An 18,051-nucleotide genomic window follows, 5' to 3' on the forward strand; every position below is an offset into this window, starting at 1 on the left:
CAAGGATGTTGATCATGTCTGTGAGAATGGAACGCGATACTTTCGGCGAAATTGCAGTGCCTGCCGATCGTCTTTGGGGTGCGCAAACGCAGCGTTCGCTGCAAAACTTCAAGATTTCCTCGGAAAAGATGCCGCGCGAGCTCGTGCGCGCACTGGCTCGCGTCAAGCGCGCCGCCGCCGAAGTCAACAAGGGTCTGGGCGTGCTCGACGCCAAGAAGGCCGATGCCATCATCAAGGCCGCCGACGAAGTCGTCGCCGGTCAGCATGACGACGAATTCCCGCTGGCCGTGTGGCAGACCGGCTCGGGCACGCAGTCGAACATGAACATGAATGAAGTGCTCGCCAACCGTGCCAGCGAACTGCTCGGCGGCGTGCGCGGCGAAGAGCGTCTCGTGCACCCCAACGACGACGTGAACAAGGGCCAGTCGTCGAACGACGTGTTCCCGACCGCCATGAGCGTGGCCGCCCTCGACGCGCTGATCAACCACCTCAAGCCGAGCGTCGGCCAACTGCGCGACACGCTCGCCGCGAAGGCCCACGCGTACGACAACATCGTCAAGATCGGCCGCACCCACCTGCAAGACGCCACGCCGCTCACGCTCGGTCAGGAAATCTCAGGCTGGGTCGCGCAGATCGATCACGGCCTGAAGCACGTCGACGACGCCCTGCCCCACGTAGCAGAGCTCGCGCTCGGCGGCACCGCCGTGGGCACGGGCCTGAACGCCCATCCGGAATTCGCGCAGAAAGTGGCGGAAGCACTCGCCCGCGACACCGGCCTGCCGTTCATCACCGCCCCGAACAAGTTCGAAGCGCTCGCCGCCAACGACGCCATCGTCAATGCGCACGGCACGTTGAAGACGCTCGCTGCCAGTCTGATGAAGATTGCCAACGACGTGCGCTGGCTCGCCAGCGGCCCGCGCTGCGGCATCGGCGAATTGCAGATTCCGGAAAACGAGCCGGGCAGCTCGATCATGCCGGGCAAGGTCAACCCGACCCAATGCGAAGCGATGACCATGCTCTGCTGTCAGGTGCTGGGCAACGATGTGGCGATCAACATCGGCGGCTCGATGGGCAACTTCGAGCTGAACGTGTTCAAGCCGATGCTCATCCACAACTTCCTGCAAAGCGTGCGCGTGCTGGCCGACGGCTCGGTGAGCTTCAACGATAACTGCGCCATCGGTATCGAGCCTAACCGCGCCCGCATCGGCAACCTGCTCGAAGAGTCGCTCATGCTGGTGACGGCGCTCAATCCGCACATCGGCTACGACAAGGCGGCTGCCATCGCCAAGAAGGCGCACAAGGAAGGCACCACGCTCAAGGCAGCGGCACTGGCCTTGGGCCACGTCACGTCCGAGCAGTTCGACGCCTGGGTGCGCCCGGAGCAAATGGTTGGCAAGCGCTAAGCATTACGCTGATTAAGCTGCCACCCTAACGCTCACAGGAGACCCCGCCGCGCATGCCCATCTCGCCGTTGCCGCCACTGCACTGTCTCGTCGCGTTCGACGCTGCCGTGCGGCACGCGAGCTTCACCCGCGCGGCGGCGGAGCTCAATCTCACGCAAAGCGCGGTCAGCCGTCAGATCGCGCAGCTTGAAGAATTTCTCGGCCGCACGCTCTTTACCCGCGAACATCGCACGCTGCGCCTCACCGTCGCAGGCCAGCGCTACGCCGAGCAGATTCAACGCCTGCTCAACGAATGTGCCGAGGCTACCGCCGACCTGATGAAGCGTCGCGGCGACCTCGAATTGACCGTTGCCTGCTCATCCGGCGTCGCCGTGTTGTGGATGACCCCGCAACTCATGCGCTTTCGCGCGGCCCACCCCGACGTCAAGATTCGCGTGATCGTCAAAGACGGCCTCACCTCGCTCTCCGCGTCGGAGTTCGATCTCGGCGTCTATTACGTGCGAAACGATCTGCCGCCCGACTTCGCGGGCCGGCGGCTCTTCGACGAAGAAGTCTTTCCCGTCTGTTCCCCCGCCTATCTCGACGGCCGCACGCTCAAACCCGCCGATCTCGTCAACGAAACGCTGCTCTTCATCGAAGACGGTCAGCGCAAGTGGATGTCGTGGCAGGACTGGTTCGAGCTGCAAGGCGTGAGCGCGCCAAAATCGCCACGCATGGTCAGCGCCAATTACTATCCACTGCTCGTGCAGATGGCCATCGAAGGCGGCGGGCTGGTGATGGGCTGGCGTCACATGATCGACCCCTGCCTTGAGGCGGGCCTGCTCGTCCCGGCGTGCGACGCACGTGCGAGTCTGGGCGGCGGCTACTATCTCGTGTGGCCTGCCGAGCGCCATGAGCATGCGGCAGCCCGAATTTTCCGCAATTGGATTTACTCGCAAACCCGTTTGCCGTCATAGGGTTAGAGGGCATCTGACAAAGTTGCCATGCGCTGCACGCATGGCAACATGCGGAATTATCGTTTTTCCTGTCATTTTGTCTGACCTATGTTGTGGTTCATCCGCGCATGTTCGTGCCGTAGGGCGAACGTGATCCGACAAAAAAGCAGGCGTATTACCGGCATGACGTGACTTCTCGCACGCAACGGACGCCACCCATCCTCCGGGAGACCCAGATGCAGGCGACGTACGCAGTGCCTCAAGCCAACCTGGACCGCCAACGCCGTCACGCCATTGTGGCGACGGTGATCGGCAATGGTCTGGAATGGTTCGACTTCACCGTCTATAGCTTCTTCGCGGCGATTATCGCCAAGCAATTCTTCCCCACCGGCGACGACCTCTCGTCGTTCCTGCTGGCCGTGGCCACCTTCGGCGTGGGCTTCTTCATGCGCCCGGTCGGCGGCATCGTGCTCGGCGTGTATTCCGATCGCGTCGGCCGCAAGGCTGCGCTGTCGCTCACCATCCTGTTGATGGCAGCGGGCACGGCGATGATCGGTCTCGCACCGACCTACGACCAGATCGGTCTGGCCGCCCCCGTGATCATCGTGCTCGCACGTTTGCTGCAAGGCTTCTCGGCCGGCGGCGAAATGGGCGGTGCGACGGCGTTCCTCACCGAATATGCACCGGCGAATCAGCGCGCCTATTACTCCGCATGGATTCAGTCGAGCATCGGCTTTGCCGTGCTGCTCGGCGCGGCCGTGGGCACGTTCGTGACGACAGAACTCGACAAGGCGTCGCTCGAATCGTGGGGCTGGCGTGTGCCGTTCATCGTGGGCATGCTGATCGGCCCGGTCGGTTTCTACATCCGTAGCAAGGTCGATGAGACGCCGACGTTCCAGCACGCCGAGAAGTCGAATACGCCGCTGCGCGACGTGTTCTCGAAGTACCCGCGCGAAACGCTCGCAAGCTTCTCGATGGTCGTGCTGTGGACGATCTGCACCTACGTGCTGCTGTTCTACATGCCGACGTATGCCCAACGCGTGCTGAAGTTGCCGGCCGCCAATGGCTTCACCGCCGGCATGGTGGGCGGCGCCATGATTCTGGTGTTCGCACCGGTCGTGGGACGTCTGGCAGACCGCTACGGCCGCCGTCCGTTCCTGTCGGGCTCGGCGCTGATGATTCTGTTGCTCGCATGGCCGATGTTCACGTATCTGAACGTGGCCCCGGGTCTGCAATCGCTGCTGACGTTCCAGATCGTGTTCGGCCTGCTCATCGCCTGTTACACGGGCCCGATTCTCGCGGCATTCTCGGAGCTGTTCCCGCCCCAGGTGCTGTCGACCGGCCTGTCGGTGGCGTACAACTTCGCGGTCACGATCTTCGGCGGCTTCGCTGCGCTCATCATCACGTGGCTGATCGCCCGCACGGGCAGCAACATGGCCCCGGCGATCTACGTGATCATCGCGGCGGCCATCAGCTTCGTGGGTACCCGCTTCGTTAAGCCGCTGCCGTACAAAACGAAGGCCTGATCGTTTTATAGAAAAGGCGCGCCCTCACCGGCGCGCCTTTTTGTCATTTCGCTGAATTTCGCTGCAAATCGCTGCACCTCTGCACCAACACTCCAACAACGTCCAAGGAACTCCCCCATGTCCGTTACCCTGCTTCGCGGCGGCAATGTGCTCGACGCTGCCGCCGGCCGCTTGCTCGCGCGCCACGACGTCGCCATCGAGGGCAACCGCATCACCGCCGTCTCCGCGACGCCGCTCGACATCGATGGTGCGACCGTCATCGACGTGACCGGCAAGACCGTCATGCCCGGCCTGATCGACTGCCACGTGCACGTCCTCGCCTCGCATCCGAACCTCGGCACCAACGCCAGCCAGCCCAACGTGCTGACCGTGCTCAAGTCGCTGCCGATCATGCAAGGCATGCTCAATCGAGGCTTCACGACCGTGCGTGACGCGGGCGGTGCTGACTGGGCGCTGCAACAAGCCATCGAACAAGGCGTGATCCCGGGCCCGCGTATTTTCCCGTCGGGCAAGGCGCTTTCGCAGACCGGCGGTCACGGCGATTTCCGCCCGCGCAGCGACACGCTGGAGCCGTGTTCGTGTGCGTTCCGTGCGGGTGCGATCGGCCGTGTCGTTGATGGTGTCGATCCGATTCGTCTGGCCGTGCGCGAAGAAATCCAAATGGGCGCCACGCAGATCAAGCTGATGGCGTCGGGCGGTGTCGCGTCGCCGGTCGATCCGATTGCGAACACGCAATATTCGGAAGACGAAATCCGCGCAGCGGTGGCGGAAGCCGAAGCCGCGCAAACGTATGTGATGGCCCACGCGTACACGCCGAAGGCGATCGCACGCGCCGTGCGCTGCGGCGTGCGCACCATCGAGCACGGCAACCTGTGCGATGCCGAGACGGCCAAGCTCATGGCCGAGAAAGGCGCGTATGTAGTGCCCACGCTCGTGACGTATGACGCACTCGCCAAGGACGGCGAATCGCTGGGCCTGCCGCCTGAATCGGTAGCGAAGGTCGAGAGCGTGCAACGTGCGGGCCGCGAGTCGCTGTCGATCTATCGCGACGCGGGCGTGAAGATGGGCTTCGGCTCCGACCTGCTGGGCGACATGCACAAGTACCAGTCGGATGAACTGACGATTCGCGCCGACGTGCTTGGCGCTGCCGACACGCTGCGCTCGGCAACCGTCATCGGTGCCGAGATTCTGAATCGCGTGGGCGAGCTGGGCGTGATCGCCCCGGGCGCACTCGCCGACGTGCTCGTCGTCGACGGTAATCCGCTGGAGACCATCGGCGTGCTGACCGGTCAGGGCGTAGGCATTCAGTGGGTGTTCAAGGACGGCAAGGTCGCGAAGCAGCCGAAGTAATTGCCGCTGCGACATCGCTTTCGATGGCATGAAGAAAACGCCGTGACGTTCTACACGTCACGGCGTTTTGCATTGCGTGGCGACGCTGATGTGTTGTGACCTATCGCCACAACGTCCATGCAAATGCGGTGATAACGACCACGCAAATCAGATTGATGAAAAAGCCTGACTGCACCATCCGACGTTGTGGCACTTGCCCGGTGCCGAACACGATGGCGTTGGGTGGTGTCGCCACCGGCAGCATAAAGGCACACGACGCACCGATACCGATCACCATCGTGAGCAACGCCTCTGGAAATCCTAAGGATACCGAAATAGTTGCAAAGATCGGCACCAGAATTGCGGCGCTTGCGGTGTTACTGGTGAGTTCGGTCAGAAACACAATGAACGCCGCAGTGATCAACAGGACCGCCAGTGTGTGGCTCATCGCAAAGACGCTTGAAACGCCCTCCGCCATCACCACACTCGCGCCGGAATTTCGCAGCACCACGCTCAACGTTAAACCGCCACCGAACAACAACAGCACGCCCCAATCGGTGTGCTCCTGAATCTGCTTCCAGCTCGCCACGCCAGTCATGCCGATCAAGACCGCCGCTGACAACGCAATGAGCGTATCCAGTTGCTTTACGCCACCGAGTAACTGGCTGATCTGCTGACTGAAGATCCAGCTGAGTACCGTGCCGGAAAAGATCGTCACAGCGACGACGCGTTGTGTGGTCCAGACCATGGGTTCCGTTGTCGTCTCGATCCGATGGTCTAGTCGCGGACGCAGCACGACGTAGATCGTCACCACCATCAGCGGCAACAACACCGCCACCAGCGGCACACCAAATTTCGCCCACGTCAGAAAGTCGATACCCAGATGCGTGGCCACCATCGCATTGGGCACGCTGCCGACGATAGTGCCCAAGCCGCCGATGTTGGCGCTGTATGCGATACCGAGCAGCAGGAAGGTCACCGTGTTGCGGTCTTCACGCGTGTCGAGTTGCGCGAGGATGCCGAGTGCGAGCGGCAACATCATCGACGTCGTCGAGGTGTTGTTCACCCACATCGACATCGCAGCCGTCGCCCCGAACAACATCCACGCCGCGCGGCTCATGCGTCCGCCCGCCAGATGCAACAGACGGTTGGCGAGAAAGCGGTCGAGTCCCTGCACGCGCAGGGCCGTTGCCAGCGCGAAACCGCCGAAGAACAGAAACACGATGGGATGCGCAAACGACTGCAATGCCGCCGGTGTTTCCAGAATGCCCAGCAAAACCGCCAGCACAGGCACCATCAGCGCGGTCATGGTGAGATGCACCGCTTCTGAAAGCCACAGCACCGCGACGAACGCGGCCAATGCGAGACCTCGGTTGGTTTTGTCTTCGAACGGCAAGACAAGAATCATCGTCACCATCATCAGGGCACTGGCGGCCAGCACCCACATATCGCGTGTGGACACGGCCCAGGTGCGTGCCACCTTTCCAACAATATCGTTCATCTCCTGATACCTCGATCCCTATAGTCATTTTGGTTGGCGGCGCCCGGACCGCTTTGGGGGGGTGATCGAGGGCCACACGGCGAGCTCTCCAACCGCTTTACATCCAGCGAAGCAAAGCAGCAGTGACTCGCGCGCGTACGTTAGATGGCTATTTGCCGAAGTAACGCCAAGGGAAAAGGCCCAAACACGTTTTGGGCGGGGAATCAGGGTGGGAGCGCAGAGGGGACTGGCAATGTCCACTTGGCGAAACATGAACAGGGAAACCGAAAGCGCGTCGCTTCGAACGGCCGAAGAATTGGCCCCGCTACGTCAGATAGCGCAGGCACGTGACGAAGCATTTCCTGATACCGAGAACGCCGTCAGAGGACGCTACTCAACATGTCATCCGAATTTTCATTCACCCCATGGAAACCCTGGAGTTCAGATGTGTATTCACCGTTGGACGCGTCGCTGCTCGACGCCCAAGTCCATCCCCCCTCGGTCGCCGGAGGTCGATCGACCAATGCGCTCCATCGCGACATCGTCGCAAAGCTTGAGGGAATGAAAAACGTCGCATGGCAACTGGGCGAAAGCCGTTTCGAAGCAGTGCCGGCAGCGCAAATCGATGCGGCGATCGACGGTCTTGCCAAAGCGATGAGGAAGATCGATGAGACGGTATGGGACAAGACGAGCACGCCGGGACGTCATCTCAATCCGCTGCATTGCTTTCGTCGGTATGCGCGCAAACAGAGTGATGTACGCGACACGAAAGAATTATCAAAGTCTGCCCGCCATCTTCACGAGAGCCTGCAGCAGATCGACGGTGCTTTGAACGGTCTGTTGAATACCACGTCGACGTTGTGCGATGGCAAGGAAAGCGCGGACAACGTTGTGACGCAGGCCAATTTGATCAGTGACGTGCGAACGCATCTCGACGCCGCCCGCAGATGCCTGCCCTCGTCAAAGAATCGGTTCAACACAAAGGCCGTGGTGGTCGCATTGCTTGCGGCCGCGTCGATAGCCATCACGGTCTGCGCGTTTGTCGCATCCGGCGGGACCATCGCTGCCGCGCTCTTTGCAATCGGTATCGCAGTCACGTTAGCCAGTTCGATCAACACCATCCTCAACCAACGCTTTTACCAACGCGACACCGGCTGGAACGAGTTGTCCAAAGCCGTGGACAAGCTACACGATCTGACCATCACACAACTGGAGCAACGCATGAACACCGTAAATTCCTATCGCACGCTCAAAGGCATCGAACATCTCACACAAGAAACTGGAAACTTGCGCAATGACATCGGTCATGTCAGACGCGCAACGGATAGTATCGACAAACGAACGACAACGATGGGGAATGACATCGCGGGGCTTCGTGCCGCATTTACCGGTCACAGTAGTGACCTCGCCGACATTCGAACCACGCTCAATGGGCAGAGCAACGACATCAGCAACCTTCGTTCCTCAATGGACGCGATGAATGCCACGATGGAGCGCATGCGAAAAGATTTTGAAGCTGCCCGCTTGACGTAAATTTGATGGCATCAAGAAAAAGGGGCAGCCCTCGCGGACTGCCCCTCTCGACATCTGCAGCGCGTGCTTCACATGAATATCGCGCTTGTGTCTTGCTCGTAAGACGTTACTTCTTCCAGCCCGGTGTGACGAATACCGAGCGCACGTCATCCAGCGTTTGCGACACAGTTTCGCGGGCCCGTTCGGTGCCGGCGCGCAGCATATCCCACACGTATTCCGGGTTCTTCGCGAACTCCTCGCGGCGCTCACGCATCGGACGCAGCATCTCTTGCAGACGCTCTTCCAGACGCGCCTTCACCTTCGAGTCGCCCAGACCGCCACGCACGTAGTGGTCCTTCATCGCTTGCACGCCTTCCTTGTCTTCATCGAACGCATCGAGATACGCAAACGCGACGTTGCCTTCCAGATGGCCCGGGTCTTCCACGCGCAGGTGCAGCGGATCGGTGTAGCAGTTCTTCACGGCTTTGCGAATCTCGTCCGGCGACGACGAAATGTTGATCACATTGCCGAGCGACTTGCTCATCTTCGCCTTGCCGTCGATCCCCGGCAGACGGCCGATCGGCGGCACGAGGGCTTTCGTTTCAACCAGAATTTCGCGATCGGCCAGACGGTTCAGACGCCGCACGATTTCGTTCGTCTGCTCGATCATCGGCAGTTGGTCTTCGCCCACCGGCACCAGCGTTGCGCGGAATGCCGTGATGTCGGCGGCCTGGCTCACCGGATAGGTGAGGAAGCCGGCCGGAATATCGCGTTCGAAGTTACGCAGCCCGATTTCCTGCTTCACGGTCGGGTTGCGCTCGAGGCGCGCCACCGTGACGAGGTTCAGGTAATAGAAGGTGAGTTCGGTAAGCTCGGGCAGCCACGTCTGCACGCAGATGGTGGTCACGTCCGGGTCGATGCCGACGGCCAGATAATCGAGCGCCACTTCCGAGACATTGCGATGCACCTTGCCGCGATCATCCGTGTTGTCGGTGAGCGCCTGCGCGTCGGCCACGAGGACGAATTGCTTGTATTCGTGCTGATAAGCGACGCGGTTCTTCAGACTGCCGACGTAGTGACCCAGGTGCAGCGGGCCAGTCGGGCGGTCACCCGTGAGAATGACCTTGCGGTCCGCAGGCGACTTCGAAACACTCATTTTTCTCTCCATAATCAACCGCTTACTCAACCGGTTACTTAGCACATTGGTGGGCTGACCACACCCGCCAAGCCGCGCCAAAACCCTCCGTCGCATGCTCAGCGGGCATCGAGTCTACCCACTCGCGTAAACCGTAACTCCCGAATGGTAGCGCGTTGGCCGGATGCCGGTATGGAAACGGCGTTGTGGGGTGGCAATTCAGATCGCGCTGGAGGACCGCTTTGCGCGGCCCAATAAAAATGCCGTTCAGTCTTGCCACTGAACGGCATTTGCCAGCTTATCACCTGCGGATTGCAACGTCGGATGTCGCCCGCTTAGCGCGCCGTCACCACCGGAATGCCCTTGAGGGACTTGCCGCTGCTGCGCGCGTGGGCCAGTGCCTCGGTCACCGCGTCACCGGTGGCCGGTGTCACGTCGAGACGACCGGCAATGGTCGCCTCGACACGTTTCGCCATCACCAGATTCGCCAGCTTCACATGGCCGTAGCCGCGAATCTTTGCCGGGACTTCCGCCAATGCCGCCACATCCGCCAGCGTCTCGGCATTCAGACCTGCCAGCGCCTGACCGATGGTCGCACGGTAGTCCGCAATCAACTGACGCTCCATGCGGCGCTCCAGCGTGTAGCCGAACACATCGAGGGCACCGCCACGCAGGCCGCGCAGCTTCGCCATGCCGCGCAACACGGGCCACAACCACGGGCCGATCGTGACCTTCTTCGGGGCACCACCGTCCTTGCCGCGCGCGATGAGCGGCGGGGCCATGTGGAACTCCAGACGGAAGTCGCGCCCCGGCTTGCCGTCGAACGTCTCGCCCAGCGCATCGGTGAACGACGTCTCGGCATACAGACGCGCCACTTCATACTCGTCCTTGTACGCCATCAGACGCGAAAGCTGCTGCGCCACGGCGCGCGACACACGGCCCGGTGCACCCGCCACGCGCGTTTCCGCATCGGCGACCTGCTTCACAAAGCTCGCAAACTGCGCCGCATACGCCGCGCTCTGATACTTCGTCAGCAAATCGACGCGGTGTGCGACGAGTTCGTCGAACGACATGTCCGCCGCCACCGGCGCATGCACCGGCTGATTCACGGCCTTGGCCGTCGTTTGCGTCAGTGCCGTCGGATCACCCGCTGCGAGGCGGCCAATGGCCAGCGCCAACTGGTTCATCGGCACGGCAACGTTGTTCAGTTCGATCGCACGTTGCAGCGCGTCCAGCGACACCGGCACGAGACCCAGTTGCCACGCAAAGCCGAGCATGATGATGTTCGCGCCCATCGTGTCGCCGAGGAAGCGCTGCGCCAACGCCTGCGCGTCGCACGCGTCGAGCTTCTCGTTGCCGGCCGCATGACGCATCTTCGCGAGCAACGCGTCGGCATGCAGGTTGGCATCGGGGTTCTGCACGAACGTCGCGTTCGGAATGGCATGCGTGTTGACCACCACACGCGTGCGGTCGCGGCGCACGGTTTGCAGCGCATCGGCGCTCGCCCCCACGACCATGTCGCAGGCCAGCAGCACGTCGGCCTGCTGCGTGTCGATACGCACCTGATTGAGTGCCTGCGGCGTATTAGCAAAGCGCACGAACGACAGCACAGCGCCACCCTTCTGCGCAAAACCCATGAAGTCGAGCACCGAAGCGCTCTTGCCTTCGAGGTGCGCCGCCATCGTGATGAGCGCGCCAATCGTAACCACGCCCGTGCCACCCACACCCGTGACCATGATGTCGAACGGTGCATCGCCAGCAAGTGCAGCCGGCTGCGGCAGCGCGTTCAGACGCCCTTCAAACGCCGCCTGATCGAACGCCGCAGCGAGCGCCTTCTTCAGCGCCGCACCCTTGACCGAGACGAAGCTCGGGCAGAAGCCGTTCACGCACGAAAAGTCCTTGTTGCACGACGATTGATCGATGCGGCGCTTGCGGCCCATCGCCGTTTCCACCGGCTCGACCGACAGGCAGTTCGAGGCCACGCCGCAATCGCCGCAGCCTTCGCAAACGGCTTCGTTGATGAATAGACGGCGATCCGGATTCGGGAATTCGTTTTTCTTCCGACGACGGCGTTTTTCCGCCGCGCAAGTCTGGTCGTAGATGAGCACGGTCGCGCCCGCAATCTCGCGCAGCTCGCGCTGCACGGCGTCGAGTTCGCTGCGGTGATGGAACGTCGTGCCCTTCGGAAACTGACCTTCGTGTCCGACGTATTTCTCGGGCTCGTCGCTCACCACCACCAGCTTGGCGATCCCTTCGGCCTCGACCTGACGCGCAATCTGCGGCACCGAAATCGAACCGTCGACGGGTTGCCCGCCGGTCATCGCCACGGCGTCGTTGTAGAGAATCTTGTAGGTGATGTTCGCCTTCGAGGCGACCGCCTGACGAATGGCAAGCAGGCCCGAGTGGAAGTACGTGCCGTCGCCCAGATTCTGGAAAACGTGCGGACGTTTGGTGAAGTTCGAATGCGCGGCCCAGTCGACACCTTCGCCACCCATCTGAATCAGGCCCGTGGTGTCGCGGTCCATCCACGACGCCATGAAGTGGCAACCGATACCCGCCTGCGCAATGGAGCCGTCAGGCACCTTGGTCGACGTGTTGTGCGGGCAGCCCGAGCAGAAATACGGCACGCGGCGCACGCCATCGGCTTCGTTCGAGAGGATGTCGTGCGCCACGAGATCGACCACGCGCTCGCGACGATCGAGCGACGGGCGATGCTTCGCGATCCATTCGGCAAATACCGGCAATACGCGCGACGGACGCAGTTCGCCGAGTGCGGACAGCAGCGCGCGGCCCTCGGTGTCGGTCTTGCCAAGCACGATGGGGCGCGAGCCGGTCGTGCGGTTGTACAGGTATTGCTTGATCTGCTGCTCGACCACCGGGCCCTTCTCTTCGATGACGAGAATTTCCGTGAGGCCGGCCACAAAGCTGTCGAGACGCGACATCTCCAGCGGGAACGACTGCCCTACCTTGTAGATGCGCACACCGGCGGCGGCGAGGTCTTCGATGGTGATGTCCAGACGGCGCAGCGTCTCCATCAAGTCGAGGTGCGCCTTGCCGCAGGTGACGATACCGATGTCGGCGTCCGGCGTGGGGGCAATCCACTTGTCGATGCTATTCACGCGAGCGAACGCGCGCACGGCGTCGAGCTTGGCAGCCAGACGCGTCTCGAGCGCGAGGCTCGGCAGGTCGGGCCAGCGGTTGTGTAGACCGCCTTCAGGCGTCACGTAATCGAGCGGTTCGGCCCAGTCGGTGCGGATCTTGTCGAGGTCGACGGTGCCGCGCGACTCCACGGTTTCCGAAATCGCCTTGAGGCCCGCCCACGCACCGGAGAAGCGCGACAGTGCATAGCCGTAGAGACCGAATTCGACGAGCTCACCGATGTCGGCGGGGTTTAGTACGGGCATGCTCCACGACATCATCGTGAAGTCACTCTGGTGCGGCATCGACGACGACACGCAGCCGTGATCGTCCCCCGCCACCACGAGTACACCACCGTGGCGCGACGCACCGTAGGCATTGCCGTGCTTGAGCGCATCGCCCGCGCGATCGACTCCCGGGCCTTTGCCGTACCACATGCCAAACACACCTTCGACGGTGCGCTCCGGGTCGTCTTCCACGCGTTGCGTGCCCATGACGGCCGTGCCGCCGAGCTCTTCGTTGATCGCCGGCAGAAACTTGACCTTGGCCGCGTCGAGCAGCTTCTTGGCCTTCCACAGTTGCTGATCCACGCCGCCGAGCGGCGAGCCGCGATAACCGCTGATGAAGCCCGCCGTGTTCAGGCCGCGCGCGGCGTCCAACTGGTGTTGCATCAGCAAAATGCGCACGAGCGCTTGCGTGCCGGTCAGGAAAATCTGACCACGGCGTGCGGTGAGCGCGTCGGAGAGCTGATAGTCGGGATGGGCCAGCGGGTTGGCCGTGGGCGTCGCAAGCGCGGCGCGCATGGGGGCATTCATCGTGTATCTCCTGATCCCCGTGCGGCCCGTTCCAGCATCTTGCGATCAGAGAAATGATCAATGCGGGCCGTGCTTCGGGGGCGTGTCGTTATGTTCGTTGTCGCGCCCGGCCCAGCAGGACAGGCGAGCGTCCGTATGGAAGCAGTGTATGGGGAGGCAGGAGAAAGATTTTTACTATTTCACTCGGTTTGGCGCAGAATAAGAAACGTTCATTTCGAAATAGGCCATTTTGCAAAATGGAATTACTCGACAACTTTGCGCGGCAGATCCTGCGCCTCTTGCAGATCGATTCGCGCCGTTCGGCGCAGGAACTCTCGGAAAACGTCGGGCTGTCGGCGACCCCGTGCTGGCGGCGCATCAAGGAGATGGAGCAGAACGGTGTGATCCAACGCTACACGGTGCTGCTCGATCGCGAGAAGCTCGGGCTGCACGTGTGCGCGCTGGCGCATGTGCAACTCACGCGCCACACGGAAGGCGGCACGGAACAGTTCGAGCGCGAGATCCGCACCTGCCCTGAGGTGACGGAGTGCTACAGCACCACCGGCGAGGCCGACTACATCCTGAAAATCGTAGCGCCCGACATCAAGGCGTACGACGCCTTCCTGCACGAGCACATCTTCCGCCTGCCCGCCGTCGCCCACGTCAAAACCAGCGTGGTGCTGCGCGAAATCAAGTTCGATACCAGCCTGCCGGTCTGACGCCAAGCACGATCACAAGGCGGGGTTCCCAGACGCCGCCGTGCCTTGCCGCTCCTTCCCGCTCCTTCCCGCCCATTGACACCGTCGAGGAAATTCCCCCTTGACGCCGGTTTCATTTATCGTTAAAAATGCGAATGATTCTTATTTAAGTTCGTTGTCCCGAGGCCGAAAAACATGCGGCCGGGTGGCACGAGATTTCGCCAGCCGCGCCTGCCAGCGTGTTTCGCCCGGTCGTTTTCGACATCGGGGGAACACGACGATTGCCACGAGCGCTTGCCAGCCAGCAACGGGGTTTTTTGCACTGGGAGCCAGCAGTGAAGCAGTCGTCGAGCGGCGGGGACCGCCAATTTGTCATGACCACGCGCCGGGGAAACGGCGCCAACCCTTCGATTCGTGCCAGCCGCATCGCCGGCAACCGTATCGAAGACTCGCGTAGCGAACGCGCTCGTGAGAACCACCGGCGTCTGCGTCCGCTGGTGCGTGCGGTGTTTGCCGCTGTCTGGCTGCCTGCCGGGCTCACCGCCGGAATGACTGCCGCGTATGCGCAGCAGGCACCGGCGCAGGCTCAGGCTCAGGTCGAAACGACGGCTGCGACAGGCACGGCGGCCCAATCCGTCCCGGCCGTCCAGCTCGCGCAGGCATCACCCAAGGCACCGTTGCAGCTCGCCGAGGCCAACCTCAGAGAGGTGAACGTCACGGCCACGCGCACGCGCACCGAATCGGACCGCACACCGGCCTCGATCTCGGTCATCACCGATCAGGATCTCGAAGAGCAGCAGGCGCAAGACATCAAGGAAGCGTTGCGCTACGAGCCCGGCGTCACCGTGCGCCGCGCGCCCTATCGCCCCGGTTCCGCGGCATTGGGCGGCGGGCGTGACGGCAATTCCAGCATCAACATCCGAGGTCTCGAAGGCAACCGCGTCGCCCTTTTCGAAGACGGCATCCGCATGCCGTCCGGCTACTCGTTCGGCCCGCTCGAAGCGGGTCGCGGCGACTACATGAGCATGGACATCCTGCGCCGCATCGAAATTCTGCGCGGCCCGGCGTCGTCCCTCTACGGCAGCGACGGTCTGACCGGCGTGGTCAACTTCCTGACCAAAGACCCGCAGGACCTGCTCGACACTTTCGGCAAGTCGACTTACTTCTCGCTGCGCCCGTACTACAACTCGATGGACCGCAGCTTCGGCACCACCGCTCAAGCCGCCTGGGGCGGCGAGCAGTGGCAGGGCATGGTGATCATCGACGGCAACAAGGGGCACGAGCTCGACAGCAAGGGCACCAACAACTCCGCCAGCACGGCACGCACGACCGCCAATCCGCAGGACAGCAATGGCGACTCGGTGCTGGGCAAGCTCGTGTTCAAGGCCACGCCGAGCTCCACCTTCAAGCTCACGGCGGAGAACGTGCGCCGCCGTGTGGACACGCAGGTGTTGTCGGCGGTGAACCCGCCCACGACGCTGGGTCTAGCCACCAGCGATCGTCTCGAACGTAATCGTGTCAGCCTCGACTACGACTTCAACGACGCATCGCAAGCGTATGTGCAGAACGCTCACGCGTTGCTGTACTTCCAGGATGCGAAGAACAACCAGTACGCGTATGAAAATCGCACGGCGGGTGCCCGCACGCGCGACAACACGTACAAGGAGCGCACCATCGGCGGTTCACTGCAAGCCGAGAGCAACTTCGCGACCGGCCCGCTCGCGCACAAACTGGTGTACGGCACCGATGCCAGCAGCGCGTTCATCACGAGCTATCGCAACGGCACCGTGCCGGGTGCTGGTGAATCGTTCCCGAACAAGGCGTTCCCGGATACCGACTACACCCTCTTCGGCGCGTTCTTGCAGGACGAAATCCGTTACGGCGCACTGACCGTCACGCCGGGCATCCGCTACGACGCGTACTGGCTCTCGCCGAAACAGAACGACCCGTTGTACGTCTCGCAATCGGCTAACGGTAAGCCGGTTGCGCCGACCTCGTCGAACGACTCGGCGTTCTCGCCGCGTCTGGCAATCATGTATGAAATCGCCCCGTCGCTGATTCCGTATGTGCAGTACGCACGCGGCTTCCGCACGCCGACCCCCGATCAGGTCAACAACGGTTTCTCGAACCCGCTGTACGGCTACATGTCGATCGCCAACCCGAACCTGAAACCGGAAACGAGCGACACGGTCGAGCTGGGTCTGCGCGGGCGTCTGGCCACCACGTTGGGGCCAGTCACGTATAGCACCGCCGTGTTTGCCGGCAACTATCGCAACTTCATCTCGCAGCAGAACATCAGCGGCTCGGGCCGCCCGAACGATCCGCTCATCTATCAGTACGTGAACTTCAGCCGCGCCCGCATTCAGGGCTGGGAAGGCCGTGCCACGTGGGCGCTCAAGGGCGGTGTAACGCTGCGTACGGCGATGGCCTACACGCACGGCACCACCGAGGACGAAGGCTCGAGCAGCCAGCCGCTCAACACCATCAACCCGTTCTCGATGGTGCTCGGCGTGCGCTATGAACCGAACAGCACGTGGTTCGCGCAAGCCGACCTGCTCTTCCAGGCCGCCAAGTCGCAAAGCCAGATCGCCAAGACCTGCACGTCGGGTATGCAGCAAAACCAGACCTGCTGGGCGCCGGGGTCGTCGATCGTGCTCGACCTGTCGGGTGGATATCACATCAACAAGCACGCCACGGTTTATGCGGGCGTCTACAACGTGTTCGACCGCAAGTACTGGAACTGGTCGGACGTGCGCAACATCGCCGAAACGTCGAACGTGAAGGACGCGTATTCGGCACCGGGCCGCAGCGTGGCTGTGAGCCTGAAATTGCAGTACTGACCGATCGAATCGTCAGTTTGACGAGATTTTTCGCGAGATCCGATTAGTCAGATAAGTCAGACCCAGTCAGACGATGTGCCCGCCGCCGTGCGGGCACGTGCCAGCCACCTGCCAGCAAGCTACCGCAACAAAGGAATTTGCCATGATGAACGCTCAAAACGCCTCCGCGACCGCCTCCGCCACCAAGCCGGTCTTTCCCGCCCTCGCCGACGTCACCCGTCTGCGCAGCGAATTCCAACGCCTGAAATCCGAGCAGAACCTGCGCGATCGCGACGCTGCGGCGGCGCTCGGCGTGTCGGAAGGCGAGACGGTCGCCGCGTTTGTCGGCGAACACGTCGTGCGCCTGCGCCCGGACTTCATCGAAATTGTCGAAGCCCTGCCCACGCTGGGCCGAGTGATGGCGCTCACGCGCAACAACGCTGCCGTGCACGAGAAAGACGGCCCGTACGAGAAGCTCTCGCACAACGGCACCATCGGTCTCGGCCTCGGCAAGGAACTCGATCTGCGCATCTTCTATCACCAGTGGGCCTTCGGCTACGCCGTGGAAACGCCGACTGACAACGGTCCGCGCCGCTCGCTGCAATTCTTCGACAAGACCGGCACGGCCGTGCACAAGATGTTCCTGCGCGATCACAGCGACGTGGCCGCATTCGAAGCCCTCGTCGCCAAATTCCGCGCTGACGATCAGACGCCCGGCGAACACGTGGTTGCCGCCGACGCCCCGAAAGCCGAGACGCCCGACGCCGACATCGACGTCGCCGCGTTCCAGCGCGATTGGCTCGCCATGACCGATACGCACCAGTTCTTCGACATGCTCCGCCGTCACGGCGTGTCGCGCGCACAGGCCCTGCGTCTGGCACCCGCCGATCACGCACAAAGCATTCCCGCGTCGTCGGTGCGCGCGCTGCTCGAAGATGCCGCCGGCACCGATCTGCCGATCATGGTCTTCGTCGGCAACGCCGGCATGATCCAGATTCACACCGGCCCGGTGAAGAACATCCGCGTGATGGGCCCGTGGGTCAACGTACTCGACCCGGGCTTCAACCTGCACCTGCGCGAAGACCTCGTCGACACCGCATGGATCGTGCGCAAGCCGACCTCCGACGGCATCGTGTCGTCGCTGGAACTGCTCGACGCGTCGGGCATGGTGATCGCCATGTTCTTCGGCGAACGCAAACCGGGTCAGGCCGAACGCGAAGACTGGCGCGAGACGCTGGGTCGTGTGGCCGCCGCTGGAGCCACCGCGTGAAAACGACATTCG

11 protein-coding genes are annotated in these 18,051 nt (G+C 62.3%); 8 read left to right on the forward strand and 3 right to left on the reverse strand.

Going from position 1 to position 18,051, the window contains the following annotated elements; translation table 11 throughout:
* Nucleotides 1–5 precede the first annotated feature (5 nt).
* The 4 genes from fumC to AT302_RS26880 all read left to right on the forward strand — a co-directional run bounded on the left by fumC (nucleotide 6) and on the right by AT302_RS26880 (nucleotide 5,214).
* Nucleotides 6–1,403, forward strand: a complete 1,398-nt coding sequence (gene fumC / locus AT302_RS26865; protein ID WP_407668814.1) for a class II fumarate hydratase — start codon at nucleotides 6–8, stop codon at nucleotides 1,401–1,403.
* A 53-nt stretch (nucleotides 1,404–1,456) separates the two neighbouring features.
* Nucleotides 1,457–2,359, forward strand: a complete 903-nt coding sequence (locus AT302_RS26870) for a LysR substrate-binding domain-containing protein (RefSeq protein WP_058376609.1) — start codon at nucleotides 1,457–1,459, stop codon at nucleotides 2,357–2,359.
* A 215-nt stretch (nucleotides 2,360–2,574) separates the two neighbouring features.
* Nucleotides 2,575–3,864: an MFS transporter gene (locus tag AT302_RS26875; protein WP_058376610.1), complete on the forward strand. Its 1,290-nt coding sequence runs from the start codon at nucleotides 2,575–2,577 to the stop codon at nucleotides 3,862–3,864.
* Nucleotides 3,865–3,981: 117 nt separating this feature from the next.
* Complete coding sequence (locus AT302_RS26880) at nucleotides 3,982–5,214, forward strand: metal-dependent hydrolase family protein (protein ID WP_058376611.1); 1,233 nt, start codon at nucleotides 3,982–3,984, stop codon at nucleotides 5,212–5,214.
* Nucleotides 5,215–5,314: 100 nt separating this feature from the next.
* Here AT302_RS26880 and AT302_RS26885 read toward each other — a convergent pair whose 3' ends face one another.
* Entirely contained in the window at nucleotides 5,315–6,694 is a 1,380-nt protein-coding gene (locus AT302_RS26885) for a DASS family sodium-coupled anion symporter (protein WP_058376612.1), read from the reverse strand.
* A gap of 378 nt (nucleotides 6,695–7,072) precedes the next feature.
* On the opposite strand from AT302_RS26885, the gene AT302_RS26890 reads away from it, so the two are divergent.
* The gene (locus AT302_RS26890) at nucleotides 7,073–8,206 is read left to right on the forward strand and encodes a hypothetical protein (protein ID WP_157125885.1); all 1,134 of its coding nucleotides are present in this window, start codon (nucleotides 7,073–7,075) and stop codon (nucleotides 8,204–8,206) included.
* A gap of 106 nt (nucleotides 8,207–8,312) precedes the next feature.
* Here the strand turns inward: AT302_RS26890 and trpS are convergent, their stop codons facing one another.
* Nucleotides 8,313–9,341 carry a tryptophan--tRNA ligase gene (trpS, locus tag AT302_RS26895; protein WP_058376614.1) on the reverse strand — a complete coding sequence of 343 codons (1,029 nt, stop codon included), beginning with the start codon at nucleotides 9,339–9,341 and terminating at the stop codon, nucleotides 8,313–8,315.
* A 314-nt stretch (nucleotides 9,342–9,655) separates the two neighbouring features.
* Nucleotides 9,656–13,261 (reverse strand): indolepyruvate ferredoxin oxidoreductase family protein, encoded by a 3,606-nt coding sequence (locus AT302_RS26900; RefSeq protein ID WP_058379978.1) that lies wholly within the window; start codon nucleotides 13,259–13,261, stop codon nucleotides 9,656–9,658.
* 248 nt (nucleotides 13,262–13,509) lie between these two features.
* Here AT302_RS26900 and AT302_RS26905 point away from each other — a divergent pair, with 248 nt between their 5' ends.
* From AT302_RS26905 to AT302_RS26915, 3 genes are all read left to right on the forward strand, one after another.
* Complete coding sequence (locus AT302_RS26905) at nucleotides 13,510–13,971, forward strand: Lrp/AsnC family transcriptional regulator (RefSeq protein WP_058376615.1); 462 nt, start codon at nucleotides 13,510–13,512, stop codon at nucleotides 13,969–13,971.
* 527 nt (nucleotides 13,972–14,498) lie between these two features.
* The gene (locus AT302_RS26910) at nucleotides 14,499–16,790 is read left to right on the forward strand and encodes a TonB-dependent hemoglobin/transferrin/lactoferrin family receptor (protein WP_058379979.1); all 2,292 of its coding nucleotides are present in this window, start codon (nucleotides 14,499–14,501) and stop codon (nucleotides 16,788–16,790) included.
* A gap of 142 nt (nucleotides 16,791–16,932) precedes the next feature.
* Nucleotides 16,933–18,039, forward strand: a complete 1,107-nt coding sequence (locus AT302_RS26915; RefSeq protein WP_058376616.1) for a hemin-degrading factor — start codon at nucleotides 16,933–16,935, stop codon at nucleotides 18,037–18,039.
* The last annotated feature ends 12 nt before the right edge of the window (nucleotides 18,040–18,051 follow it).

The sequence above is a fragment of the Pandoraea norimbergensis genome, assembly GCF_001465545.3.
In the GTDB taxonomy this organism is placed as follows: domain Bacteria; phylum Pseudomonadota; class Gammaproteobacteria; order Burkholderiales; family Burkholderiaceae; genus Pandoraea; species Pandoraea norimbergensis.

Coding starts and splice junctions, on each gene's coding strand:
- fumC (WP_407668814.1), top strand. CDS start 6: ATGTTGATCATGTCTGTGAGAATGGAACGCGATACTTTCGGCGAAATT.
- AT302_RS26870 (WP_058376609.1), top strand. CDS start 1,457: ATGCCCATCTCGCCGTTGCCGCCACTGCACTGTCTCGTCGCGTTCGAC.
- AT302_RS26875 (WP_058376610.1), top strand. CDS start 2,575: ATGCAGGCGACGTACGCAGTGCCTCAAGCCAACCTGGACCGCCAACGC.
- AT302_RS26880 (WP_058376611.1), top strand. CDS start 3,982: ATGTCCGTTACCCTGCTTCGCGGCGGCAATGTGCTCGACGCTGCCGCC.
- AT302_RS26885 (WP_058376612.1), bottom strand. CDS start 6,694: ATGAACGATATTGTTGGAAAGGTGGCACGCACCTGGGCCGTGTCCACA.
- AT302_RS26890 (WP_157125885.1), top strand. CDS start 7,073: ATGTCATCCGAATTTTCATTCACCCCATGGAAACCCTGGAGTTCAGAT.
- trpS (WP_058376614.1), bottom strand. CDS start 9,341: ATGAGTGTTTCGAAGTCGCCTGCGGACCGCAAGGTCATTCTCACGGGT.
- AT302_RS26900 (WP_058379978.1), bottom strand. CDS start 13,261: ATGCGCGCCGCGCTTGCGACGCCCACGGCCAACCCGCTGGCCCATCCC.
- AT302_RS26905 (WP_058376615.1), top strand. CDS start 13,510: ATGGAATTACTCGACAACTTTGCGCGGCAGATCCTGCGCCTCTTGCAG.
- AT302_RS26910 (WP_058379979.1), top strand. CDS start 14,499: ATGACTGCCGCGTATGCGCAGCAGGCACCGGCGCAGGCTCAGGCTCAG.
- AT302_RS26915 (WP_058376616.1), top strand. CDS start 16,933: ATGATGAACGCTCAAAACGCCTCCGCGACCGCCTCCGCCACCAAGCCG.